General features: G+C 41.1%; 20 protein-coding genes. 19 read left to right on the top strand and 1 reads right to left on the bottom strand.

From position 1 onward, the window contains the following. The 14 genes from K1I97_RS06860 (at position 1) to recA (ending at position 17,463) form a co-directional block, all read left to right on the top strand. Positions 1–2,700: an AAA family ATPase gene (locus tag K1I97_RS06860; protein WP_223331931.1), complete on the top strand. Its 2,700-nt coding sequence runs from the start codon at positions 1–3 to the stop codon at positions 2,698–2,700. A 12-nt stretch (positions 2,701–2,712) separates the two neighbouring features. After that, positions 2,713–2,865, top strand: a complete 153-nt coding sequence (locus K1I97_RS06855) for a hypothetical protein (protein WP_223331930.1) — start codon at positions 2,713–2,715, stop codon at positions 2,863–2,865. Between the two features lie 15 nt (positions 2,866–2,880). Beyond that, positions 2,881–4,122, top strand: coding sequence for an aminopeptidase (locus K1I97_RS06850; protein ID WP_223331929.1), 1,242 nt, complete (start codon positions 2,881–2,883; stop codon positions 4,120–4,122). A gap of 9 nt (positions 4,123–4,131) precedes the next feature. Then, positions 4,132–4,362 (top strand): GlsB/YeaQ/YmgE family stress response membrane protein, encoded by a 231-nt coding sequence (locus K1I97_RS06845; RefSeq protein WP_000901578.1) that lies wholly within the window; start codon positions 4,132–4,134, stop codon positions 4,360–4,362. Between the two features lie 178 nt (positions 4,363–4,540). Further along, entirely contained in the window at positions 4,541–5,263 is a 723-nt protein-coding gene (locus K1I97_RS06840) for a pseudouridine synthase (protein WP_125398144.1), read from the top strand. 110 nt (positions 5,264–5,373) lie between these two features. Beyond that, complete coding sequence (gene pepC, locus K1I97_RS06835) at positions 5,374–6,708, top strand: aminopeptidase C (RefSeq protein ID WP_223331928.1); 1,335 nt, start codon at positions 5,374–5,376, stop codon at positions 6,706–6,708. 168 nt (positions 6,709–6,876) lie between these two features. Further along, positions 6,877–9,105 carry an HAD-IC family P-type ATPase gene (locus K1I97_RS06830; RefSeq protein ID WP_223331927.1) on the top strand — a complete coding sequence of 743 codons (2,229 nt, stop codon included), beginning with the start codon at positions 6,877–6,879 and terminating at the stop codon, positions 9,103–9,105. Between the two features lie 225 nt (positions 9,106–9,330). Next, positions 9,331–11,790: a hypothetical protein gene (locus K1I97_RS06825; RefSeq protein WP_223331926.1), complete on the top strand. Its 2,460-nt coding sequence runs from the start codon at positions 9,331–9,333 to the stop codon at positions 11,788–11,790. A 419-nt stretch (positions 11,791–12,209) separates the two neighbouring features. Then, positions 12,210–12,830, top strand: coding sequence for a hypothetical protein (locus K1I97_RS06820; protein WP_223331948.1), 621 nt, complete (start codon positions 12,210–12,212; stop codon positions 12,828–12,830). Between the two features lie 103 nt (positions 12,831–12,933). Beyond that, positions 12,934–13,377, top strand: coding sequence for a tRNA (adenosine(37)-N6)-threonylcarbamoyltransferase complex ATPase subunit type 1 TsaE (gene tsaE, locus K1I97_RS06815; RefSeq protein WP_129325917.1), 444 nt, complete (start codon positions 12,934–12,936; stop codon positions 13,375–13,377). Then, a complete protein-coding gene (locus tag K1I97_RS06810) occupies positions 13,367–13,888 on the top strand; it encodes a GNAT family N-acetyltransferase (RefSeq protein ID WP_129325918.1) in 522 nt (173 codons plus the stop codon). The genes tsaE and K1I97_RS06810 overlap by 11 nt, the downstream gene beginning before the upstream one ends. 4 nt (positions 13,889–13,892) lie before the next feature. Beyond that, the gene (gene lytR / locus K1I97_RS06805) at positions 13,893–14,927 is read left to right on the top strand and encodes a glycopolymer--peptidoglycan transferase LytR (RefSeq protein WP_129325919.1); all 1,035 of its coding nucleotides are present in this window, start codon (positions 13,893–13,895) and stop codon (positions 14,925–14,927) included. A 73-nt stretch (positions 14,928–15,000) separates the two neighbouring features. Beyond that, positions 15,001–16,257, top strand: a complete 1,257-nt coding sequence (locus K1I97_RS06800; protein WP_223331925.1) for a competence/damage-inducible protein A — start codon at positions 15,001–15,003, stop codon at positions 16,255–16,257. A 54-nt stretch (positions 16,258–16,311) separates the two neighbouring features. Next, on the top strand, positions 16,312–17,463 hold the full coding sequence (recA, locus tag K1I97_RS06795; RefSeq protein WP_129325921.1) for a recombinase RecA: 1,152 nt from the start codon (positions 16,312–16,314) through the stop codon (positions 17,461–17,463). Between the two features lie 56 nt (positions 17,464–17,519). On the opposite strand, the gene K1I97_RS06790 is transcribed toward recA, so the two are convergent. After that, positions 17,520–18,074 (bottom strand): GNAT family N-acetyltransferase, encoded by a 555-nt coding sequence (locus K1I97_RS06790; protein ID WP_223331924.1) that lies wholly within the window; start codon positions 18,072–18,074, stop codon positions 17,520–17,522. Positions 18,075–18,183: 109 nt separating this feature from the next. Between K1I97_RS06790 and K1I97_RS06785 the strand changes: the two genes are divergently transcribed. The 5 genes from K1I97_RS06785 to K1I97_RS06765 all read left to right on the top strand — a co-directional run bounded on the left by K1I97_RS06785 (position 18,184) and on the right by K1I97_RS06765 (position 24,510). Continuing rightward, entirely contained in the window at positions 18,184–19,554 is a 1,371-nt protein-coding gene (locus K1I97_RS06785) for an MATE family efflux transporter (RefSeq protein ID WP_223331923.1), read from the top strand. 96 nt (positions 19,555–19,650) lie between these two features. Then, positions 19,651–20,367 carry a YebC/PmpR family DNA-binding transcriptional regulator gene (locus K1I97_RS06780; RefSeq protein ID WP_223331922.1) on the top strand — a complete coding sequence of 239 codons (717 nt, stop codon included), beginning with the start codon at positions 19,651–19,653 and terminating at the stop codon, positions 20,365–20,367. Between the two features lie 178 nt (positions 20,368–20,545). Further along, the gene (locus K1I97_RS06775) at positions 20,546–21,007 is read left to right on the top strand and encodes a MarR family winged helix-turn-helix transcriptional regulator (protein ID WP_223331921.1); all 462 of its coding nucleotides are present in this window, start codon (positions 20,546–20,548) and stop codon (positions 21,005–21,007) included. Next, positions 20,991–22,760, top strand: a complete 1,770-nt coding sequence (locus K1I97_RS06770; RefSeq protein WP_223331920.1) for an ABC transporter ATP-binding protein — start codon at positions 20,991–20,993, stop codon at positions 22,758–22,760. Before K1I97_RS06775 ends, K1I97_RS06770 begins: the two co-directional genes overlap by 17 nt. Continuing rightward, on the top strand, positions 22,750–24,510 hold the full coding sequence (locus K1I97_RS06765) for an ABC transporter ATP-binding protein (protein WP_223331919.1): 1,761 nt from the start codon (positions 22,750–22,752) through the stop codon (positions 24,508–24,510). Before K1I97_RS06770 ends, K1I97_RS06765 begins: the two co-directional genes overlap by 11 nt. The last annotated feature ends 82 nt before the right edge of the window (positions 24,511–24,592 follow it).

The following is a 24,592-nucleotide window of genomic DNA, read 5'->3' as shown; positions in this document are numbered from 1 at the left end:
GTGAAGATTAGGAAAATTTTACTTTATAATTTCAAAAACTTTAGAAATGAAACAGTTATTGACTTTAGTGATGGGATAACATTTTTAGTGGGACCAAATGGTTATGGTAAAACAACGATTTTTGATGCAATTGAGTTAGGATTGACTGGTAATCTTTCTCGCATTAATAAAGTTACTGCTGAAAATATTGTATATAATAAGCCCTTCTTTCAGAATGAGATTGGTCAGCCGGTAATTATAAAATTGTGGCTAGAAAAAATGAATGGTGACCAACTTGTAATTGTAAGAAAATTAGTAAATAGTTGTACTGAAAGTAAAAACATATTTGCACCTTTAAAGTCTGCTAGTCAGTTTAAGTTATTTAGACAAGTGGAAGTGAGCGAGTCAAATTTTAGATATACAGATAATATTAAGCTTGAAGACATTACTCAAAGTTCTATTGATACATTTTTAGGTATTAATGGGAAATATGAGATAGAAAAAATTTTCAATCTATTTAATTATATTCAACAGGAAGAAACAACTTTCTTTCTAAAGCAAACGGAATATGAAAGAGGCGATAGTTTATCTTTTTTAGTAAAAACGGATAAAATAGAGAAGAAAATAGAAAAGATTAATACAGTAACAAACGTTATTAGAAAAAAGATTAGTGATTTCAAGGGGCAATTACAAAACTTAAAACAGCAAGAACTATCAGATGTCTCTTATCATAGATTATTTAATCATAGGGAATTTGTATTTGATCGTGAAACTCCTTTTTCTATTGCTAATCTTGACAAATTATTAACTTATCAAAATACTTTACAAAATATTATTGATTTTAAGAAGAATTTCTCAATAGGGGAGTATAATAGAAAGACGGAAAGAGATAAAAGAAAAAAAGATATTGCTGGTGATAGGGCTATTAAACAAGCATTATATTTTTCAATGTTATCTCCAAATATTCTTAAATCAAATTCTCAATGGCTGTGGGAAAAGTATTCATTAGACAATCCAAAATTATTTGAATATGTGCTTTTAGAGAATTACCTACAATCATATGAGAGAGTTGTTCATGATTGCAATCGAAGAAAGCAACTAAATATCTACTTGACTAATTTATCATCGGATATTACTGAGATGACAGAACAGTCCATTACTTATACTCAAAATGATAGATTGTCAGGTGATTTTGAATTGCTTAAAATACAAGTGGTTAAATTCCAAAGTCTGAGGAATAATGCTAGCCAGGTAGACAAAAATTTAAGTGAACTACGACAATTAAGGAGTAACTTAGGCAATAAGTTTGACGAGTTGAGACATCGACATATTGATGAAAACAAATGTCCATTCTGTAATTCACAGTTCCAAACATTTGAAGAATTGAAGCAAGCTTATGATAGTTATAAAAATTATCTAACTGAAATTTCGTCTCAAAGTAGTCTGCAATTGCAAGAAGCTCAATTATTGTTGAATGAACGGATCCAGCAACTGAAGCAGAAAATCATTGATGAAATAAATAGCCTTTCAATAGATGTAGATAAAAATTTATTAGATAGATTACAAAAATTAAAAAATTCGTATCAAAGTTATTCTCAAAATGTCGAAGGTTTTAAAACTTTTATTCAGTCGTACACAATTATGGTGCCATATGAGTTGGGAAGGTTAGAATTTAAAGACTATAACCAGCAGCACCAGTTAAACTGGCAAGAATTTCAATCTAAATTAGTAGTTGATGATGATGTTTACAGTTTGCTAGATAATAATAGTTTGGGAAATATAAAGGAAGAACTGGAGGTCTTAAGAGAAGAATTTCCTGAATTGCAGTTTGAAACATACCAATTAGAATCAAGTTCATATTCGAAGATAAATATTGCGATGATTGATAGTCGATTGCTTGAATTAAAAAATGCTATTCACTCGGCAGTTGATAATAAATATGCTATTAATGAGAATCTGATAGCAGACACTGAGAACATATTTCCTACATATTTTCAAAGTAAAGTGGAAGTATTAGAGGATATTCGTATTGGAGATTTAGAGAATAAGAAACTTTATCTTGATAGACAGCATAAACTAGTTCAAAATCAGCAACTTCAAGATTTATCAAGTCAGATAGAAACATTGAGAATAACTGTGGAACGATTAGAAGAAATTAATACTATATATAAAGAAGAGGTAAAACAGTTCAAAATAGATATTGTTAAAAAGCTACGTATCCCATTCTTTATATACTCAGCAAAAATGTTACAAAATTATCAACAAGGTTTGGGAATTTTTCTAACGTATAACAAAACAACAATTGATAAAGAAGAAACGACGACTGATGAGGCAACAGGTAATCAAGTAAAAACGATTAAAAAGATAACAAAGACAATTATTAGGTTCAAGTCGGATCCTAATAATGATCATGATGCGATTAATCAACTAAGCACTGGTCAGTTAGCGGTTGTTTCACTAGCATTTACTCTTTCACTGAATACGATGTTCAAGCTATCTGATAATTTGAATTTCTTAATGATAGATGATCCAGTTCAAGACATGGATGCTATGAATGTACTATCTTTTATTGAAATTTTACGTCATGGAATTATAGATAAGTATCAGATCATTTTATCAACTTATAGCGATTTAAATGCTTTGTTTATGGGTTATAAATTTGCAAATTCAAATTCGGAAGTAAATATAAAATATGAAAAGGTTAGTGACTTGCAAGTATAAAAGGAGTTCAAGATGAAACTTAGAGTCTTTGCGGAAGACAAACCAGCTGAAAAGGTTTTTGACTATCAGCTAGAGCTGGCAGATGAAACAATTATTCTATCGACAGCGCTCTTGTCTGGTGCCATTGCTTTAGCAGGATTATTTTCTGCTTTGAAAGAAAAATAGAAAAGGAAAAATAAAATGGTTTTACCAAATTTTAAAGAAAATCTAGAAAAATATGCGAAATTGTTGGTTGCGAACGGAATTAACGTGCAACCTGGTCACACTTTGGCTCTCTCTATCGATGTAGAGCAACGTGAGTTGGCGCATTTGATCGTGAAAGAAGCCTATGCACTTGGAGCACACGAAGTTATCGTTCAGTGGACAGATGATGTCATCAATCGTGAGAAATTCCTCCACGCCCCGATGGAGCGTCTGGACAATGTGCCAGAATACAAGATTGCTGAGATGAACTACCTCTTGGAAAACAAGGCTAGCCGTCTCGGTGTCCGTTCTTCTGACCCAGGTGCCTTGAACGGAGTGGACGCTGACAAGCTTTCAGCTTCTGCTAAAGCGATGGGACTCGCTATGAAGCCAATGCGCATCGCAACTCAATCCAACAAGGTTAGCTGGACAGTAGCGGCCGCTGCTGGACTTGAGTGGGCTAAGAAAGTCTTTCCAAATGCTGCGAGCGATGAAGAAGCAGTCGATCTCCTTTGGGACCAAATCTTTAAAACTTGTCGTGTCTATGAAGAAGATCCCGTTAAGGCTTGGGAAGAACATGCAGCCGTCCTCAAGAGCAAGGCAGAAATGCTCAATAAAGAACAATTCTCAGCCCTTCACTACACAGCACCAGGAACTGATTTGACACTTGGCTTGCCTAAGAACCACGTCTGGGAATCAGCTGGAGCCATCAATGCACAGGGCGAAGGATTTTTGCCAAATATGCCGACAGAGGAAGTCTTCACAGCGCCTGACTTCCGTCGTGCAGATGGCTATGTCACTTCTACAAAACCACTTAGCTATAACGGAAATATCATCGAAGGCATTAAAGTAACCTTTAAAGCCGGACAAATCGTTGACATTACTGCTGAAAAGGGTGATCAGGTCATGAAAGACCTTGTCTTTGAAAATGCGGGTGCGCGTGCCTTGGGCGAATGTGCCTTGGTACCAGATCCGAGTCCAATTTCTCAATCAGGCATTACCTTCTTCAACACCCTTTTCGATGAGAATGCTTCAAACCACTTGGCTATCGGTGCAGCCTATGCGACCAGCGTTGTTGGTGGTGCAGAGATGAGCGAAGAAGAGCTTGAAGCTGCAGGGCTGAACCGTTCAGATGTTCACGTGGATTTTATGATTGGTTCGAGTCAAATGGATATCGATGGTATCCGTGAGGATGGAACACGCGTACCCCTCTTCCGTAATGGAGACTGGGCTATTTAAGGAGTTACAATGCTTGGAAGTATGTTTGTTGGTCTCCTAGTGGGGCTCTTAGCAGGTGCTTTGACCAATCGTGGAGAGAGCATGGGATGCTTTGGAAAAATGTTTCTCGGCTGGATTGGTGCTTCTTTGGGTCACCTACTTTTTGGAACTTGGGGTCCAAACCTAGCGGGGATAGCTATTGTTCCAGCTGTTTTAGGTGCTATGGTTGTCTTAGCTATTTTCTGGAGACGAGGAAGTTAATTTCTTAAATCTGATACTCAATGAAAATCAAAGAGCAAACTAGGAAACTAGCCGCAGGCTGTACTTGAGTACGGCAAGGCGACGTTGACGTGGTTTGAATTTGATTTTTGAAGAGTATGAAAAGAAAAGGAGGTTGGTCATTGAACCAGCCTCCTTTTGAGTATGATATAATGGTTCTATGAGATTAGATAAATTTTTAGTTGCCTGTGCTGTGGGGAGTCGGACAGAAGTCAAAAACTTGCTCAAGGCTGGGCGCGTGACGGTAAATGGTAAAAAAGAAAAGTCGGCTAAATTGCAGATTAATGAAGAAAGAGATGAGATTCGCTTTGATGGCCAAGTGCTAGAGTATGAAGAGTTTGTCTACTACATGATGAACAAGCCCCAAGGAGTCATTTCAGCGACTGAGGATTCTAAACACAGAACAGTGTTGGACTTGTTGGATGATATTGCTCGGACCAAGGAAGTTTTTCCAGTAGGGCGCTTGGATATTGACACGCATGGCCTCCTGCTTTTGACCAATGACGGCCAGCTTGCCCATGCTCTTCTTTCACCAAAACGTCATGTGGATAAGACCTATCTGGCACACGTCGAGGGAATTATGACCCAAGAAGATGTGGAGACATTTGTCAAGGGCATTCCGCTCAAGGATTTTACCTGCCAGCCAGCTAAGCTGGAGATTGTGTCGGTAGATCCAGAAAAAAATCAAAGTTTGGTTCGTGTAACCATTGCAGAAGGGAAGTTCCACCAGGTCAAACGAATGGTGGCCTACTGTGGCAAAGAAGTGGTGGACCTACAACGTTTGACGATGGGAACTCTAGCCTTGGATGAGAACTTAGAACGAGGAGAATGGCGTCGCCTGACTAGGGAGGAGTTAGAGGAGCTCCTTGCTAGTATTGCTTAGTTTGGATTATGTTAGAAAAGGTGAGGAGAATGTCCTTGCCTTTTTAAGTTTTTCGGTTGCTTCATTTGTGAAAAGAGTTATAATAGACAGTAGAATAAAAGGAGGAATCTATGAACGCGATTCAAGAATCATTTACAGATAAACTATTTGCTAACTATGAAGCAAATGTCAAATACCAAGCGATTGAAAATGCTGCCAGCCATAATGGAATTTTTGCAGCTCTAGAACGTCGTCAAAGCCATGTAGACAACACGCCTGTTTTCTCATTGGATTTGACCAAGGACAAGGTTACTAACCAGAAAGCGTCTGGTCGTTGCTGGATGTTTGCAGCTCTCAACACCTTCCGCCACAAACTCATCTCTCAATACAAATTGGAAAACTTTGAATTATCACAAGCCCACACCTTCTTCTGGGACAAGTATGAAAAATCTAACTGGTTCTTGGAGCAAGTGATTGCTACTGCAGACCAAGAATTGACGAGTCGCAAGGTTAGCTTTCTACTCCAAACACCTCAACAAGACGGTGGACAATGGGATATGGTTGTGGCTCTCTTTGAGAAATACGGTGTCGTTCCTAAGTCTGTTTATCCTGAGTCAGTTTCATCTAGCAATAGCCGTGAGCTCAATGCAATCCTTAACAAATTGCTTCGTCAAGATGCCCAAATCTTGCGTGACTTGCTTGCTTCTGGTGCAGACCAAGCGACTGTTCAAGCTAAGAAAGAAGACCTCTTGCAAGAAATCTTTAACTTCCTTGCTATGTCTTTAGGACTTCCACCACGTAAGTTTAACTTTGCTTATCGTGACAAGGATGATAACTACCAAAGCGAAAAGGGTATCACACCACAAGAGTTTTACAAGAAATATGTCAATCTTCCTCTAGAAGACTATGTTTCTGTTATCAATGCCCCAACTGCTGACAAGCCTTACGGCAAATCTTACACAGTTGAGATGTTAGGAAATGTGGTTGGTAGCCGTGCAGTTCGCTACATCAACGTCCCAATGGAACGCTTGAAGGAATTGGCGATTGCCCAAATGCAAGCAGGTGAGACTGTTTGGTTTGGTTCAGATGTCGGCCAGCTCAGCAACCGCAAAGCTGGAATCCTTGCGACAGATGTTTATGATTTCGAATCAAGCATGGATATTCAACTCACTCAAGACAAGGCTGGACGTTTGGATTACAGCGAAAGCTTGATGACCCACGCCATGGTCTTGACAGGTGTTGATTTGGACGAAAATGGCAAGTCAACCAAGTGGAAGGTTGAAAACTCTTGGGGAGACAAGGTCGGTACAGATGGCTACTTTGTTGCCTCAGACGCTTGGATGGATGAATACACCTATCAAATAGTTGTCCGTAAGGAATTGCTGACAGCAGAAGAACAAGCTGCCTATGAAGCAGAACCAATCGTACTCGCACCATGGGATCCAATGGGTGCCTTGGCAGAATAAGCATGGAGAAAAGAGGTTAGGGGAATCCTATCCTCCTTTTTTTCAAGTAGCTTCTTAAAGTGGCGACAGATGATGCTTGTCAAGTAAGTCCTTCTTAGTTTGAGTCTTTAAGTGACAGAGAAAAGGATATGTGTTACTATAGTAGTACAAAAGGATATCGGAGTAGAAATGAAGTATTTAAGTAGCCAAGACATCAAGGATCGTCAACGAAACATCAGCGACATTAAACCTTACAAAACAACCAAGGAAATTGTCGTTTCAAATATCTTTACCTTCTTTAATGCCATGAACTTGGCTCTGGCAGTTCTGGTAGCCACAACCATGCGATTTGAGAATATGCTCTTTTTAGGTGTGATTGCTATCAATACCGCCATCGGTATCTTCCAAGAAGTGCGTTCAAAAAATGCCTTAGAAAAGCTAAGTTTACTTGGTAAAAGTAAGTACAAGGTCAATCGAGATGGTCAAACGATTGAGATTGATCCAGAAGACATCGTACTGGGGGAATATTTGCATCTCAATCTGGGAGATCAGGTACCTGTCGATGCAGAAGTGCTTGAAGGGAATATTGAAGTTGATGAGTCCTTGCTGACGGGTGAGAGTGATTCGGTCTTTAAAATGGTTGGTGACCAGCTGATGAGCGGAAGCAATGTTGTCAGCGGTACTTGTCTGGTTACGGCGACGGCTGTGGGTCCAGATAGTTATATCAATAAACTCGCAAAATCCAGCAAGGAATTCAAAAAATATCCTTCTCAACTGCGCGATTACATGGATAAGATTTTAAAAATTGTCTCTATCCTGCTGGTGCCAGTTGCCATTCTGCTCTATATCAGAGGTTTTAGTCTAGGACGGACTTATGTTGAGATTGTCTTGGGAAGTTCAGGTGCCTTGGTCGGCATGATACCAGAGGGATTGATTCTCCTGGTTAGCGTATCCCTAGCGGTAGCAGCCATGAAACTGGCTAAAAAGAAAGTCTTGGTGCAGGAACTATACTGTGTGGAGACCTTGGCGCGTGTAGATGTTCTTTGTTTTGATAAGACAGGAACCATCACAACTGGTAATATGAAGGTCCAAGAAATAGATGATAAGCTAGCAGAGAAACTGTCTTCTTATCTGTCTTATTTTGAGGATGAAAATGCGACGTCGCGGGCTCTGAAGACTTACTTAACCTGTGAGAAAAAGTGGGACGTTCAAGAGGTAGGTGCCTTTTCAAGTAAAAATAAGTATTCCTTTGTCCAAGTAAAAGAGGGTGGAACATATTTCTTCGGTGCTTATGAGTTTCTCGGCTTTACCAAAGCGATGGATCCTTACTATGAACATCTCAAACAGCAAGGTTATCGAATCTTATCGCTTGCTCATAGCAAGGACCAGATTACAAGCCCAGTCAATATGGAACTATTAGGGCATGTCGTTCTGTCAGATGAGATCAAGGATAATACCAAGGAAACCTTTGATTATTTCGAGTCACAAGGTGTTGAAGTGAAGATTATCAGTGGGGATAATCATGTGGCTGTATATGGGGTGGCTCGTAAAGCAGGATTTAAAGAATCAGCGCGAGCAATTGATATGACCAAGGTGAGTGATGAGGACTTTGAAAGAGTGGTCTTGGAACACGATATCTTTGGACGCGTGACTCCTGAGCAGAAAGAAAAGATGGTGACCGTTTTGCAAAATGCTGGTAAAACAGTTGCTATGAGTGGTGACGGGGTCAACGATGTTCTGGCTCTCAAGAAAGCAGATATTAGTTTTGCTATGAATGGTGCTACTAGTGCAGCCAAAAGCGTCTCCAACATTGTTTTTCTCACAGATGACTTTGTAGTATTCTATGATATCTTGATGGAAGGCCGCCGGGTCATCAATAACATCCAAAAGGTCGCCTCTCTCTTTCTAACAAAGACTTTCTTCTCCATTGTATTTGCGATTTTAAGTGTGATATTTGGTTTGGAATTTGCCTTTATCCCCATTCAGTTTACAATCATTTCAGCCATTACGATTGGGATTCCATCCTTCTTCCTAACCTTTGAGTCCAATAATGAAAAGGTCAGCACACATTTTATGAGAGATATCCTGACTAATGCTGCGATTGGTGGTGGAATTCTGGTTGTTAGTGTTCTCCTGACTAACTTCTTTATCACTGTCCCAGGTCAGGTCAAATTTATTTGCTTCCTCCTTGCCCTGATCAATGGTCTGTGTCTAGTTGCAAAGGTCAGCCTACCTTTTAATCGATACAAGATGCTCTTACTCACGTTTTTGAGCCTTGCAGCCCTTGTTGGCGTACTTGCCAATACTTTTATCCTGCAAGGAGCTTTTGTGCCTTTAGAAGCCCAACAGCTTCTCTATGTTGCCATCCTAGCAGTGGTGATTGGGTGCTTTCATTATCTTACTAGGAGAAAAAATTGAGGTACAAAAAGAGTTGGAACAAATCTCTCTTATTCTACACTTTTGGATAGACATTTTCGAGTTTTGGGAGTACTTAGAATTTAGAGTAAGCACTTGATTTTAAAGCGAGAAACTAGTCAATCTAAAGAATTTGTTTTAAAAATACTATTTTGATGAAATTGTTTTGACAGATAGTCTACAAGCCTTTATAATAGTATTATCATTAAAATTAGGGAGAAAATATTTATGTCAAACAATGAAAACGCTAAAGGTACGTTTCGTAAATTTTTAGATGGTTTTAAACGTCTCATAAAAAGAGGAAATCAAGAGGAAGAGTTGTCTGCTGCAAGAGAAAATGAGGGTGAGGATACAGAAGTAGTAGGAGAAAGTATATCTCCTGAAGAAAGTGAAACTTTTCTTATTGATAAGGCTTTAGAGTCTATTCAGTACTACGATCGTTTGGATGTGATGAATATAGGTGAGGAAAGCAGTTCCGAAGAATCTCTATTGCCAGAAAGTGACTCTAATCTTTCTCAAGAAAAAGAACCAGCTAAGAGTCAAACAGTTAGTGCATCACATTCTTTGGAAACTAGCCTCTCTAAAACTATAGATTCTCGAAAAACAAAAGGCTTGAAGAGTACAGCAGACTCCATTTCACTATCATTAAGCCTCGAAAACAAAAAAACATCAAGTAGTTTATCTGTTCTTGAGTCAGCCTCAGCCAGCCGTTCAACGGAGCAATCACTGAGCGCTAAGACTGCAACATCGCTAAGTGTTTCTATCTCAGAATCCGACTCGGCTAGTCTTTCTCGAGTAGAGTCACAGACTTTATCCCACGAGTCAGCCTTAGCCAGCCGTTTAGCAGAGCAATCACTGAGCGCTAAGACTGCAGCATCGTTAAGTGTTTCTATCTCAGAATCCGACTCGGCTAGTCTTTCTCGAGTAGAGTCACAGACTTTATCCCACGAGTCAGCCTTAGCCAGCCGTTTAGCAGAGCAATCACTGAGCGCTAAGACTGCAGCATCGTTAAGTGTTTCTATCTCAGAATCCGACTCAACCCGTCTCTCTCAAGTAGAGTCGCAGACTTTATCTCGCGAAACATCTCTTAGTTTTTCAGAGTCAGCCTCAGCTAGCCGTTCAGCGGGACAATCACTGAGCGCCGAGGCTGCAATCTCTCTAAGTGCATCCGTTTCAGAAACTGAATTAATCAGCCTTTCTCAAGTGGAACTACAGACTTCATCAGTTGAAGAATCTCTTAGTTTTGCTATTTCAGAGTTCGAATCACAAAGTGCCTTTCTTGAACAATCTCTAAGTCAGTATGGTTCTCACTTGCTTAGCCTTTCTGTTTCAGCCTCAGCCTCAGCTTCGCACAGTATTTATGTAGAGGAATCTCTAAGCCAAGAGGCTTCAGAGTCTCACAGTCTGTCCGTTTCGGAATCAGCCTCCTATAGTGCATCTGTTTCAGCCTCAGCTTCGCACAGTGTTTATGTAGAGGAATCTCTAAGCCAAGAGGCTTCAGAGTCTCACAGTCTGTCCGTTTCGGAATCAGAATCCTATAGAGCATCTGTTTCAGCCTCAGCTTCGTACAGTGTTTATGTAGAGGAATCTCTAAGTCAAGTAGCTTCAGAGTCTCACAGTCTGTCCGTTTCGGAATCAGAATCCTATAGTGCATCTGTTTCAGCCTCTACATCGTACAGTGTTTATGTAGAAGAGTCTCTGAGCCAAGCAGCTTCAGAGTCTCACAGTCTGTCCGTTTCAGCCTCAGCTTCGCACAGTGTTTATGTAGAGGAATCTCTAAGTCAAGCAGCTTCAGAGTCTCATAGTCTGTCCGTTTCGGAATCAGAATCCTATAGTGCATCTGTTTCAGCCTCAGCTTCGCACAGTATTTATGTAGAAGAGTCTCTGAGCCAAGCAGCTTCAGAGTCTCACAGTCTATCCGTTTTAGAGTCGGCATCCACTAGCTTGTCTGTTTCAGCTTCTACTTCGTACAGTGTTTATGTAGAGGAATCTCTAAGCCAAGCAGCTTCAGAGTCCCACAGTCTGTCTGTTTCGAAATCAGCCTCCTATAGTGCATCTGTTTCAGCCTCAGCTTCGCACAGTATTTATGTAGAGGAATCTCTAAGCCAAGAGGCTTCAGAGTCTCACAGTCTGTCCGTTTCGGAATCAGAATCCTATAGTGCATCTGTTTCAGCCTCAGCTTCGCACAGTGTTTATGTAGAGGAATCTCTAAGCCAAGCAGCTTCAGAGTCCCACAGTCTGTCCGTTTCGGAATCAGAATCCTATAGAGCATCCGTTTCAGCCTCAGCTTCGCACAGTGTTTATGTAGAGGAATCTCTAAGCCAAGCAGCTTCAGAGTCTCACAGTCTGTCCGTTTCGGAATCAGAATCCTATAGAGCATCTGTTTCAGCCTCAACTTCGCACAGTATTTATGTAGAAGAGTCTCTGAGCCAAGCGGCATCCTTATCGCATAGTTTCTCTGTATTGGAGTCGGTGTCCCAAAGTTTGTCGCTTGAGCACTCCCTTAGTCTATCTGCTTCTGAATCGTCTTCTCAAAGTTTGGTGATAGCAGAATCTCTCAGCGTTAGCCAAGAAGTTTCAACTGATTTAGTCGCTTCAGAGTCAGCAACTGATAAAACGACTTTTGACTTTAGTAGCACTACACAAGACTTATCAAAATTGACATTGATAAACAAAAGAAACAAGTAGGCGCTGAAGAGATAGATTTCGGTCCGTATCTGAATGAGGAGATTGTATATAATTCCTTGTCATTTATCCTTTCTTTTTATTTGAAAGGGAATGTTCGTATTTTCTATTAAAACCTTAGGGAAGACCAGTCTGATCTTCCCTTTTTGATGGTTTAGGAAAAGTAGGTTTACGAATCATAAACTTGTTAAAGTTACGAAAATGAGAGCGAATTTTAGAAAAATGAGAACATATAGCCTCTGAAAAGAGTTGATTGAACGGTTGCATCTTTATCGTAATTATTAACTAGAAAACCTAGTTTAATGACTTGCTTTTTCATATTTTTGTCAGTTGAGCGTCAAAATTGGACATTTGAGAAGAGAGGGGAATTTTTATCTTTCTCGCAGAGTATAATCATGTATACGAAGGGAGAACTGAAAATGATAAAATCAATTCGCATCTTATTGTTACTAGCTTTGATCCAGATTAGTTTGAGTAGCTGCTTGCTGTGGAAGGGAGCCATCTTAACCTTAAAGCAGTCAAGCGCCTATTTTCTAGTGTTTATCGTATTGGCATCAGGTCTGTGCGTGGGGATGAATTTCTTTTATACCCAAGATCAGGATGTCCATAGCATCTTAAACAGTCAGAAAAAAGTGAAACTATTTTATAGTATCTTGTTGGTCTTAAACCTAGCTGGTGTCTGTCTGGTATTGTCGGAGACTATTTTTACAAAGACAGCTTTTCAGCAAGAGTTAGTAGATCTTTTCTTGCCCTCCTTCTTTTTCTTGTTTGGGATTGATTTACTTGTCTTTTTACCATTTGAAAAGTACAGCCGAGATTTGGGAACTTCTCTCGATAAGAAAAAAACAGTTATCCTGACAGTTCTGGCAACCTTGCTATTCTTGAGAAATCCAATAACAGTCTTATCCATTGTTTTTTATGTCGGTTTGGGATTCATTTTTGCTCGTTTTCTGTTTCCAAAATCTATGAGAAGGGAATTTTCTTTTTACGGGCACGTAATCCGAGATATTTTACTTGTTAGCGCCATGTGTATATTCTTCTAAAAACGCTTTTCTATCAATAAAAATTCCCTATTTTCCCAAATTTATTATAGTAAGTTTGTAAAGAAAATTCACACAAAAGAAAACTTTTTGGTATAATAGTAGCATGTACACAAAAAATGAAGAAGAGCTGATCAATCTGGGAGAACGCCTAGGGACCTTACTCCAAAAAAACGATGTTTTGATCTTGTCTGGAGAACTGGGTGCTGGTAAAACAACCTTTACAAAGGGTCTTGCCAAGGGCTTGGGTATTCATCAGATGATCAAAAGTCCAACTTACACCATCGTGAGAGAGTATGAAGGTCGTTTGCCACTTTACCACTTGGATGTCTATCGGATTGAAGGGGATGCTGATTCTATTGACTTGGATGAGTTTCTCTTCGGTGGTGGTGTGACCGTTATTGAGTGGGGCCATCTTTTAGGTAAGGATTTACCAGATTCCTATTTGGAGTTGGAACTCTTGAAAGAAGCTGAGGGTCGTCGCCTCTATTTTACCGCTCAGGGTTCTCGTGCTGAACAACTGATTAAGGAGCTTCAAGATGGAGTATGAACTTTGTATTCGTGAGGCTGAATCTCATGATGCCGCTGCTTTGGTTGCATTCTTGGATCTAGTTGGTCAGGAGACAGATTTCACCAGTTTGGATGAAAATGGTATCCTGATGACAGAATCTGAAATGGCTCTTTTTATTGAAAAGCAAGCGACTTCAGATAACCAAATCACTCTCCTAGCCTTCCTGAATGATGAAATTGCAGGTGTTTTGAACATCACGGCAGAGCAGCGTATACGGATTCGCCACATCGGGGATATCTTTTTGGTCATCCAAAGGAAGTTTTGGAATCATGGCTTAGGAAGCATGCTCCTTGAAGAAGGTATTGAGTGGGCTAAAACTAGTGGAGTTTTGCATCGTTTGCAGCTCAGTGTACAAAAGCGCAACGAGGCAGCTATCCACCTCTATTCAAAATTTGGATTTGTTACAGAAGGCTTACAAGAAAGAGGAGCCTATTTAGAAGAAGGGATATTTTTAGACGTTTACCTGATGGGTAGACTGATAGATAAGTGATAAGATGGTAAAAAAAATAATCGGAATGCTATTAGCTTTTCTAGCAGTAACAGCTTTAGGTGTGGGTGCTTATGCCTATACTATTTATTATCAAGGAACTGAAACCTTAAGTAAAAAAACTTATAAGAAAATTGGTGAAGAAACCAACGTTATTGAAGCGACAGAACCTCTAACTATTCTCTTGATGGGGGTGGACACGGGAAATGAGGAACGTCTTGATCCTTGGGTAGGGAACAGCGATTCCATGATTCTCTTGACAGTCAATCCAAAAACCAAGAAAACCACTATGATGAGTTTGGAACGGGATATTTTGACTAAGATTGATCTTGGGAAAGGACAAGTTCAGGAAGCAAAACTCAATGCTGCCTATGCCAATGGTGGTGCAGAGTTGGCTATTTCAACTATTCAAAAAATGATGAATATCCATATCGATCGTTATGTCATGGTTAACATGAAGGGATTGCAACAGCTAGTTGATGCAGTTGGGGGAATCACAGTAAATAACACACTTGGTTTCCCAATTTCCATTACTGACCAAGAGGAGTTTAATAAAATCTCAATCGGAGTCGGTGAGCAGACTTTGAATGGTGAGGAAGCTTTGGTATACTCACGGATGCGTTATCAGGATCCTGAAGGGGATTATGGTCGTCAAAAACGTCAACGTGAAGTCATTCAAAAAATTGTGGAAAAAGTCTTGAGTTTGAATAGCATTAGTCATTATCAGGCAGTCCTAAAAGCGCTCAGTGAAAATATGCAGACCAACATAGACCTTTCAGCGAAAAGCGTACCTCAATTACTTGGTTATCAAGATTCTTTTAAAAATATTGAGACACTTCAACTTCGTGGTGAAGGCGAAGAATTACAGGGAATCTCTTACCAAATCGTAACGAGAGAGCATATGCTAGAAATGCAAAATCTCTTGCGCCGTTCCCTAGGGAGAGAAGATGTGACGGAGCTGGAGACCAACGCTGTTCTGTATGAAAATCTTTATGGTCGAACAGCACCTTCCACAAATGCTTCAAACGAAGAGATAGAATAAAACTAAGAATCAAATCGTGGGAAATTTCCTGCGATTTTTTCAAAAAAATTCGAATAGATAAGTAGGAGGAAACATGAAAGCAGAAATTATTGCTGTTGGAACAGAAATTTTAACAGGGCAGATCGTCAATACCAATGCTCAGTTTTTATCAGAGAAACTAGCCGAAATCGGGGTAGACGTCTACTTCCAAACAGCAGTGGGAGATAATGAAGCTCGTCTTTTGTCCTTGCTTGAGATTGCGAGTCAACGTAGTAATCTTGTGATTTTGACAGGGGGCTTGGGACCAACTGAGGATGATTTGACCAAACAAACTCTGGCAAAATTTTTAGGAAAAGATCTAGTGTTTGACCCTCAAGCACAAGAGAAATTGGATATCTTCTTTGCTCATAGACCTGACTATGCTCGGACACCGAATAATGAGCGCCAAGCCCAAATTGTAGAAGGGGCAACTCCACTGCCAAATGAGACAGGTTTAGCAGTAGGAGGGGTGTTGGAAGTGGATGGTGTGACCTACGTGGTTCTCCCAGGACCGCCAAGCGAGTTGAAACCCATGGTATTAAATCACCTCTTACCTAAGCTGATGACAGGTGCCAAGCTGTATTCACGAGTGCTCCGTTTCTTTGGGATTGGTGAAAGTCAGTTGGTGACCATTTTAGCGGATTTGATTGATAATCAAACCGACCCGACCTTGGCTCCGTATGCCAAAACGGGAGAGGTGACCTTGCGTTTGTCTACAAAAGCAGTCAGTCAAGAAAAGGCTGATCAAGCACTGGATATCCTAGAAAATCAAATATTGGATCGCCAAACTTTCGAGGGGATTTCTCTACGAGAGATCTGTTATGGATATGGGGAAGAAACCAGCCTCGCAAGTGTCGTAGTAGAAGGGCTAAAGAAGAGACAGAAAAGCATTACTGCGGCAGAAAGTTTGACGGCAGGTCTCTTTCAAGCGACATTAGCAGACTTTTCAGGCGTTTCTGCCATCTTTAATGGCGGTTTTGTCACTTACAGTTTAGAAGAAAAGTCTAAGATGCTGGAAATTGCTGAGCAAGAGCTGAAAGAACATGGGGTCGTTTCTGAGTTTACGGCTCGAAAAATGGCAGAGCAGGTACGGCTTAAGACTCAGTCTGACTATGGAGTCAGTTTGACGGGTGTGGCTGGGCCAGATAGCCTAGAGGGGCATCCAGCTGGCACAGTTTTTATTGGACTGGCACATGTAAAAGGGACAGAGGTTATCAAGGTTAATATCGCAGGACGTAGTCGAGCAGATGTTCGACATATCGCGGTCATGCATGCCTTTAACCTAGTTCGCAAGGCTTTATTAAGTGACTAACTTTTGATATAATAGTAGATAGGTCTTAGGACTATTAGAATACAGGAGAATAGAATGGCGAAAAAACCAACAAAAAAATTAGATGAAATTGGGAAAAAATTTGGGGCTGACCGTGAAAAAGCATTGAACGATGCCCTGAAATTGATTGAGAAAGACTTTGGTAAAGGATCAATCATGCGCTTGGGTGAGCGCGCGGAGCAAAAAGTTCAAGTGATGAGTTCAGGCTCATTGGCTCTGGACATTGCTCTTGGTTCAGGTGGTTATCCTAAAGGACGTATCATCGAAATCTATGGACCGGAGTCATCTGGTAAGACAACGGTTGCCCTTCATGCGGTGGCGCAGGCGCAAAAAGAAGGCGGTATTGCTGCCTTTATCGATGCGGAACATGCTCTTGACCCAGCCTATGCTGCGGCCCTTGGTGTGAATATTGATGAGCTGCTCTTGTCACAACCAGACTCAGGTGAGCAAGGTCTTGAAATTGCAGGAAAATTGATTGACTCAGGTGCAGTTGACCTCGTCGTTATTGACTCAGTTGCGGCCCTTGTACCTCGTGCAGAAATTGATGGGGATATTGGAGATAGCCACGTTGGTTTGCAGGCTCGTATGATGAGCCAGGCCATGCGTAAACTCGGAGCTTCTATCAATAAAACCAAAACAATTGCCATCTTTATCAACCAATTGCGTGAAAAAGTTGGAGTTATGTTTGGAAACCCAGAAACAACTCCTGGTGGACGTGCTCTGAAATTCTACGCTTCAGTCCGTTTGGATGTTCGTGGAAGCACACAAATCAAGGGAACTGGTGACCAAAAAGATACCAATGTCGGTAAGGAAACCAAGATCAAGGTCGTGAAAAACAAGGTGGCTCCACCGTTTAAGGAGGCCTTTGTTGAAATCATGTACGGAGAAGGAATTTCTAAGACTGGTGAGCTCTTGAAGATTGCAAGTGATCTCGATATCATCCAAAAAGCAGGAGCTTGGTACTCTTATAAGGGTGAAAAAATCGGGCAAGGATCTGAAAATGCTAAGAAATACTTGGCGGATCATCCAGAAATCTTTGATGCCATTGACCATCAAGTTCGTGTTCAATATGGTTTGATTGAAGATGAAGAAGGGACAACCCCTACTTCTGTAGTTGAAGATTTAGCACCTAACCAAGAAGTAACACTTGACCTAGGCGATGGACTTGAAATCGAAATTGAAGAATAACATAAAAAGTAGCAGATAGGAACTGCTACTTTTTATATTTGCTTCAGATGAAAGAGCTAATGATCGCTAAAACGACGATACTCGATATGAAAGTCAAAATAATGCTCATCCTGTAACTTTTGGAAGATGTCGCGATAGGCTTCTTCGTCAAAATGATCGCCACGATAGAGGATTTCAAAACTCAAACCTTCATACTCTAGAAAAGCATTGGCTGTTTTAAAGCCATTTTGGCGATAGAAGTCCATGCGGGCCTTTCTCTGCTCCAAGTTATCGCATTTTTCATCCAATCGCTCGACTTCTAGTAACATGGTTCGCTGGTAAAAATCAGTCAGCTTTTCGATGATTTCTTTTCCATATCCGTGGCTTCTCAAGTGGGGCATGATGGCAAAAAAACTGATATAGAAGGCCTTTGGATTGGAGATGGCAAAAGCAAAGCCGACAAACTCTTCTTGATTATAAAAGGCAAAAAAGTGAGCATCTTCTCGGTCCTGATAGCGTAAAAACTCTGACAGAGGAACTCGTTCTTCCTCTGGGAATGCTTCCTTGTTTAGCTTTTCAACCTTATCCAGATCGGGAAATACATCGGTAATTAATTGACTGGTCAAACTCATAAATGACCTCCTTTTCTTGATTATAGCAAATTGTTTCTCTGTAAGCAATTGATTGCAAACTTAGTTATAGAGCCTTGTCGCTCCTCTAGAAAGCTGATATAATAGCTTTATGAATAAGAAACGATCCGTGGACTTGATACATGGTCCTATTCTTCCTGCGCTGTTAAGCTTTGCCTTTCCAATCTTGCTGTCAAATATTTTCCAACAGCTTTATAATACAGCTGATGTCTTGATTGTTGGGCGTTTTCTTGGTCAAGATTCCTTGGCTGCAGTAGGGGCGACAACTGCCATTTTTGACTTGATTATAGGCTTTACGCTTGGTGTTGGAAATGGCATGGGGATTGTCATTGCCCGCTATTATGGGGCTCGTAATTTCACTAAAATCAAAGAAGCAGTTGCTGCAACCTGGATTTTAGGAGGACTTCTCAGTATTTTGGTTATGCTGATGGGCTTTGTCGGTCTGTATCCACTCTTGCAATATTTAGATACCCCTGCTGAAATCCTTCCTCAATCCTATCAATATATTTCTATGATTGTGACTTGTGTAGGTGTTAGCTTTGCTTATAACCTCTTTGCGGGATTGTTGCGGTCTATTGGTGATAGTCTAGCGGCTCTTGGATTTCTGATTTTTTCTGCCTTGGTCAATGTGGTTCTGGATTTGTATTTCATTACGCAACTGCATCTGGGAGTTCAATCTGCGGGGCTTGCTACCATTATCTCGCAAGGCTTATCAGCGGTTCTCTGCTTTTATTATATCCGCAAGAGTGTTCCAGAACTTCTCCCTAAACTCAAGCATTTCAAATGGGATAAGGCCTTGTACGCTGATCTCTTGGAGCAAGGTTTGGCTATGGGTTTGATGAGTTCTATTGTGTCTATCGGTAGTGTGATTTTACAATCTTCGGTCAATACCTTTGGAGCAGTGATTATTAGTGCCCAAACAGCAGCGCGCCGCATTATGGCCTTTGCTCTCCTTCCGATGACGGCTATTTCTTCTGCTATGACGACCTTTGCCTCTCAGAATCTCGGGGCCAAGCGACCAGACCGCATAGTTCAAGGTCTTGGTATTGGGAGTCGTTTGAGCATGTCCTGGGCAGGCTTTGTTTGTGTCATCCTCTTTTTTGCCAGTCCTACCTTAGTTTCCTTCTTGGTCAGTTCAACAGATACTTACTTGGTAGAAAATGGTAGCCTCTACCTGCAAATCAGTTCAGTCTTTTATCCGATTTTGAGCCTTTTGCTGATTTATCGGAATTGCTTGCAGGGCTTGGGGCAGAAAGTCCTTCCTCTAGTTTCCAGCTTTATAGAACTAATCGGGAAAATCATTTTTGTGGTTTTGATTATCCCTTGGGCAGGGTATAGGGGAGTCATCCTTTGCGAACCCCTTATCTGGGTTGCCATGACTACCCAACTGTACTTTTCACTTTTCCGCCATCCCCTGATAAAAGAAGGCAAGGCAATCTTGGCAACAAAAGTGTCATCATAGCTCGATTTGCTGAATAAAATCCATTTCCTCTAGTGAAAATCGAAAAAACTTGTGTTATAATAAGAAAGATTAAAATGTGAAAAAAGGAGATTCCTAATGGGACGTAAATGGGCCAATATCGTAGCCAAGAAAACGGCTAAAGATGGAGCTAACTCTAAAGTATATGCAAAATTTGGTGTAGAAATCTATGTAGCAGCTAAAAAAGGTGATCCAGACCCAGAATCAAACACTGCTTTGAAATTCGTTATCGATCGTGCTAAACAAGCCCAAGTGCCAAAACACGTTATCGATAAAGCGATTGATAAAGCAAAAGGAAACACAGACGAAACCTTTACAGAAGGACGTTACGAAGGATTTGGACCAAATGGTTCTATGCTGATTGTGGATACCTTGACTTCAAACGTCAACCGTACAGCTGCGAACGTTCGTGCTGCTTTTGGTAAAAATGGCGGAAATATGGGCACTTCAGGTTCGGTTTCATACCTCTTTGACAACAAGGGTGTTATCGTATTTGCAGGTGATGATGCGGATGCCATCTTTGAACTTTTGCTTGAAGCAGATATTGATGTGGATGATGTAGAAGCAGAAGATGGAACAATCACTGTTTACACAGCTCCAACAGACCTTCACAAGGCTATCGTTGCCCTTCGTGAGTCAGGTATCCAAGAATTTCAAGTTACTGAATTGGAAATGATTCCTCAGTCAGAAGTTGAGTTGTCAGGTGAAGATTTGGAAACATTTGAGAAACTTTACAGCGTTCTTGAGGACGACGAAGACGTGCAAAAGATCTACACAAACGTAGATGGATTCTAATTTGAAGAAATGAAAATCATCCTAAGCGAGAAAAGCTGGCTTAGGATATTTTTTATCAAGAGAATAGTTCTCTTGGAAACTTTTTTCTTGACATTTCTTCTGGAAGTGATAGAATAGTTCTCATAGAAACTTAATTAGTTCTCCAGAGAACTATATTTATCGTGAGAAAGGAGCAATCATGAACAAGCCGATGTTGATGTTTAAACGTTTTGGATACCAGGCTCATCTGATGATACAGAAAGAAGCCAAGCGATGTGGCCTTGAATTTATGGGTGGACCGCAGGGGCAGGTTCTGCGTTTTTTAGATTGCCAAGAACAGTCTGAAAATCTGGTCTTAATTAAGGATATCGAGCAGGAACTCAATATTACTAAATCTGTTGCGAGTAATCTAGTCAAGCGCATGGTACAAAATGGTTTGGTTGAACTAGAGGCCAGCCCGAGTGATAAGCGGGCAAAGTTTGTTCGCTTGACGGATAAATCGCGTTCGCAGATGCAAGAAGTTAAGGCCTTTTTTGATCGGATCGATCAGAGTCTGCTAGAGGGTGTTTCAAAGTCAGACTTGGCAATCTTTGAAAAGGTCCTCGGTCAGTTGCAAGAAAATGTTGAGAAGATAGGAGGAGAGAATGAAGAAACTCGCTAAACGTATTACAGGAAAAGAGTGGGGGATGATTGTCCTTACGATTCTTTTCACTTGTTTCTCGGTCTATCTCGAGTTAGAGGTACCGACCTACATTTCGCAAATTACAGAATTACTCGGAACGTCAGGGACACAGATGGACGCACTCTGGTCACCAGCTGCGAAGATGATTGGTTTGTCTTTATTGGCTTTCTTTTCATCTGTTATGGTTGGTTTCTTTGCTGCTCGCGTTGCAGCGTCTTACACAACTCATTTACGAAGCGATATTTTTAATCGTGTTCTAGATTTCTCGCAGACAGAGATCAAACGTTTTTCAATCCCAAGTCTCTTGACTCGGACGACTAATGATATCACACAGGTTCAGATGCTCTTTACCATGGGACTCCAGGTGGTTACTCGTGGGCCAATCATGGCAATCTGGGCTATTGGAAAAATCCTTGGGAAATCGGAATACTGGCTCTGGGCGGTCGTTGTGGCTGTTATTGTCAATGTCTTGATGACAACCGTTCTTATGACTCTGGCCTTTCCTAAACAATCGGTCATCCAAAAATTGACAGATAAACTCAATAGCATCACTCGTGAAAGTTTGACTGGGATTCGAGTTGTTCGCGCATACAATGCCGAGGATTACCAAGATAAGAAATTTGAAGCAGCCAACGATGAGGTAACACGTCTCAATCTCTTTGTCAATCGATTGATGGCCATTATGAATCCCATTATGATGGCGATTTCCAGTGGACTAAGTTTAGCTATTTACTGGATTGGTGCCTATATCATCAACGATGCAAGTTTGGCAGAACGTCTGCCACTCTTTAGTGATATGGTGGTCTTCATGTCCTATGCTATGCAGGTCGTGATGGGCTTCCTTCTCATGGGAGCACTCTTTATCGTTCTTCCTCGTACCTTGGTTTCGGCAGGACGTATCAATCAAGTATTGGATTTGCATTCTTCTATTGAAAATCCTAGTCATGCACAGACAGCGGATCCTTCAGTTCAAGGACAAGTGGAATTCCGTGATGTGACTTTCCGCTACTCTAAAAACTCAGAAGCAGTCGTGGAACATGTCACTTTCAAAGCAGAAGCGGGTCAAACCGTAGCCTTCATCGGATCGACTGGATCAGGAAAGTCCACCCTAGTCAACCTTTTGCCACGTTTTTACGACGTTTCAGATGGACAAATCCTAGTGGATGGTGTCAATGTACAAGATTACAATTTGGAAGATTTGCGCAATAAGGTCGGCTATATTCCACAAAAAGCTGTACTCTTTTCTGGAAATGTCAAGGGGAACTTGGACTTTGGTAAGAGCAAAGAAACTCCTCTAAGCGAGGCTGCTATGTGGCAAGCCCTTGAATTGGCCCAGTCTAAAAGCTTCATAGAGGATAAGGAAGCAGGACTTGCATCAGAAGTAGCCCAAGGTGGAACCAACTTCTCAGGAGGTCAAAGACAGCGTTTGGCCATTGCGCGTGCCTTGGCTCGTAAACCAGAGATTATCATCTTTGATGATTCCTTCTCAGCCTTGGACTACAAGACAGATCGTGTCCTACGCCAAGAACTAGCTGAGAAAACAAAATCCATGACCAAGCTCATCGTAGCGCAGCGGATTTCTACCATTATGGATGCAAACTTGATCTTAGTGTTGGATCAAGGAAAAGTTGTGGGACAAGGCACCCACAAGGAACTTCTAGCTACCAACGAAGTCTACCAAGAAATTGCCTACTCACAACTATCGAAGGAGGAATTGGAACATGGAAAATAAAAAAGTGTCGTTCTGGAAACAGTGCAAACCTTATATGACAGGCCTCCAACTCCCTCTCCTAATAGCAGTTGTGGCTGCAGTCATTTCAAGCATCATAACCGTATATGGTCCAACTAAGATTAAAGAAATTACTAACTTGATTTCAGATGGCTTGATGACAGAAATTGATTTAGAGGCTGTTTCAAGTATTGCTGGATTTTTGGTTGTCCTATATGTGTTTGGAGTCATCCTTAATTATACTCAGGCCTATATCTTTTCAACGAGTATCCAACATTTTTCAAAACGCTTGCGGACAGCAATCGCTGAAAAAATCAATCGTTTGCCACTTGGCTATTTTGACCGCCATTCACAAGGAGACACCCTTTCGCGCGTGACCAATGATGTGGATACGGCAGCGCAATCTCTCAACCAAAGTTTAGGGACAGTTCTTTCAGCTAGTTTCTTGTTGATTGCTGTCTTGGTGACCATGTTTGGAATGAACTGGATTTTGGCATTGGTAACAGTTGTATCAACCCTTGTTGGTTTTGCGGCGGTTTCCGTAATCATGGCCAAGTCACAGGGTTATTTTAAAGCCCAACAAAATAATCTAGCGGCCGTCAATGGTTATGTGGAAGAAATGTACTCTGGCCACAATGTGGTGACCAGCTATAACGCAGTGGACACCTCCAAAGCGAGATTTGCTGATTTAAACCAAGACTTGCATGATAGTATCTGGAAATCTCAGTTTATCTCTGGTATCATGATGCCAGCCATGTTCTTTGTTGGGAACTTTAGTTATGTCTTAGTCATCATCGTTGGGGCCGCGCTGGCGTTAGAAGGGCATATCACGATAGGGATTATTGTAGCCTTTATGGTTTACGTACGGACCTTCTCCCAACCTCTGTCACAGATTGCCCAAGGGATTACGAGCCTGCAACAAGCGAGTGCAGCCATGACTCGTGTATTAGAATTTTTGGCTGAAGCAGAGATGCAAGATGAATCTCATAAGGAAAGACAATTGACTGGCATGAGAGGTGAAGTAGTCTTTGATCAGGTTTCCTTTGGCTATACACCAGAGCGCACCATCATCCATGACTTCTCAGCTACAGCTCGAGCAGGGCAAAAGGTCGCTATTGTTGGACCGACTGGTGCTGGTAAGACAACCATTGTCAATCTTTTGATGAAGTTCTATGAGATAGATAAGGGAAGTATCCGAATCGATGGTGTGGATACCAAGGGTATGAAGCGTTCGGAAGTACACGATGCCTTTTCAATGGTCTTGCAGGATACTTGGCTCTTTGAAGGAACGATTCAAGAGAACCTGATATATAATCAGATAGACATCAGTGATGAACGAATGATGGAAGCCAGCAAGGCTGTGGGAATCCACCACTTTATCATGACTTTGCCAGACGGTTACGATACTATCTTGGACGATACAGTGACCCTGTCTGTCGGGCAAAAACAACTCTTAACCATTGCTCGTGCTTTGCTGAAGGATGCACCACTCTTGATTTTGGATGAGGCGACCTCTTCTGTTGACACACGGACAGAGGAATTGATCCAAAAAGCCATGGACCGTTTGATGGAAGGAAGAACTTCCTTTGTCATTGCCCACCGCTTGTCAACCATCCGTAATGCAGAGTTGATTCTTGTCATGAAAGATGGCAATATCATCGAACAAGGAAACCATGAGGAGCTGATGGCGCAAGGTGGCTTCTACGCTGACTTGTACAATAGTCAATTTACAGAAGACCAAGCAGAAGAATAAATCAAAAGAAGGCTTGACGGCCTTCTTTTTCTGCACTATACTAGAAGACAAACGTCTCACCTGTAGACGAAAACAAGGTAAT

Origin of the sequence: Streptococcus oralis, assembly GCF_019929345.1 — a bacterium.
Taxonomy (GTDB): domain Bacteria; phylum Bacillota; class Bacilli; order Lactobacillales; family Streptococcaceae; genus Streptococcus.
Note: the sequence above shows the minus strand (reverse complement) of the source record. Positions and strands in the feature narration are given on the sequence as shown.

Bases quoted from the DNA above. Each gene is read 5' to 3' on its own strand.
- K1I97_RS06855 (WP_223331930.1), top strand. From the start codon at position 2,713: ATGAAACTTAGAGTCTTTGCGGAAGACAAACCAGCTGAAAAGGTTTTT.
- K1I97_RS06850 (WP_223331929.1), top strand. From the start codon at position 2,881: ATGGTTTTACCAAATTTTAAAGAAAATCTAGAAAAATATGCGAAATTG.
- K1I97_RS06845 (WP_000901578.1), top strand. From the start codon at position 4,132: ATGCTTGGAAGTATGTTTGTTGGTCTCCTAGTGGGGCTCTTAGCAGGT.
- K1I97_RS06840 (WP_125398144.1), top strand. From the start codon at position 4,541: ATGAGATTAGATAAATTTTTAGTTGCCTGTGCTGTGGGGAGTCGGACA.
- pepC (WP_223331928.1), top strand. From the start codon at position 5,374: ATGAACGCGATTCAAGAATCATTTACAGATAAACTATTTGCTAACTAT.
- K1I97_RS06830 (WP_223331927.1), top strand. From the start codon at position 6,877: ATGAAGTATTTAAGTAGCCAAGACATCAAGGATCGTCAACGAAACATC.
- K1I97_RS06825 (WP_223331926.1), top strand. From the start codon at position 9,331: ATGTCAAACAATGAAAACGCTAAAGGTACGTTTCGTAAATTTTTAGAT.
- tsaE (WP_129325917.1), top strand. From the start codon at position 12,934: ATGTACACAAAAAATGAAGAAGAGCTGATCAATCTGGGAGAACGCCTA.
- K1I97_RS06810 (WP_129325918.1), top strand. From the start codon at position 13,367: ATGGAGTATGAACTTTGTATTCGTGAGGCTGAATCTCATGATGCCGCT.
- lytR (WP_129325919.1), top strand. From the start codon at position 13,893: ATGGTAAAAAAAATAATCGGAATGCTATTAGCTTTTCTAGCAGTAACA.
- K1I97_RS06800 (WP_223331925.1), top strand. From the start codon at position 15,001: ATGAAAGCAGAAATTATTGCTGTTGGAACAGAAATTTTAACAGGGCAG.
- recA (WP_129325921.1), top strand. From the start codon at position 16,312: ATGGCGAAAAAACCAACAAAAAAATTAGATGAAATTGGGAAAAAATTT.
- K1I97_RS06790 (WP_223331924.1), bottom strand. From the start codon at position 18,074: ATGAGTTTGACCAGTCAATTAATTACCGATGTATTTCCCGATCTGGAT.
- K1I97_RS06785 (WP_223331923.1), top strand. From the start codon at position 18,184: ATGAATAAGAAACGATCCGTGGACTTGATACATGGTCCTATTCTTCCT.
- K1I97_RS06780 (WP_223331922.1), top strand. From the start codon at position 19,651: ATGGGACGTAAATGGGCCAATATCGTAGCCAAGAAAACGGCTAAAGAT.
- K1I97_RS06775 (WP_223331921.1), top strand. From the start codon at position 20,546: ATGAACAAGCCGATGTTGATGTTTAAACGTTTTGGATACCAGGCTCAT.
- K1I97_RS06770 (WP_223331920.1), top strand. From the start codon at position 20,991: ATGAAGAAACTCGCTAAACGTATTACAGGAAAAGAGTGGGGGATGATT.
- K1I97_RS06765 (WP_223331919.1), top strand. From the start codon at position 22,750: ATGGAAAATAAAAAAGTGTCGTTCTGGAAACAGTGCAAACCTTATATG.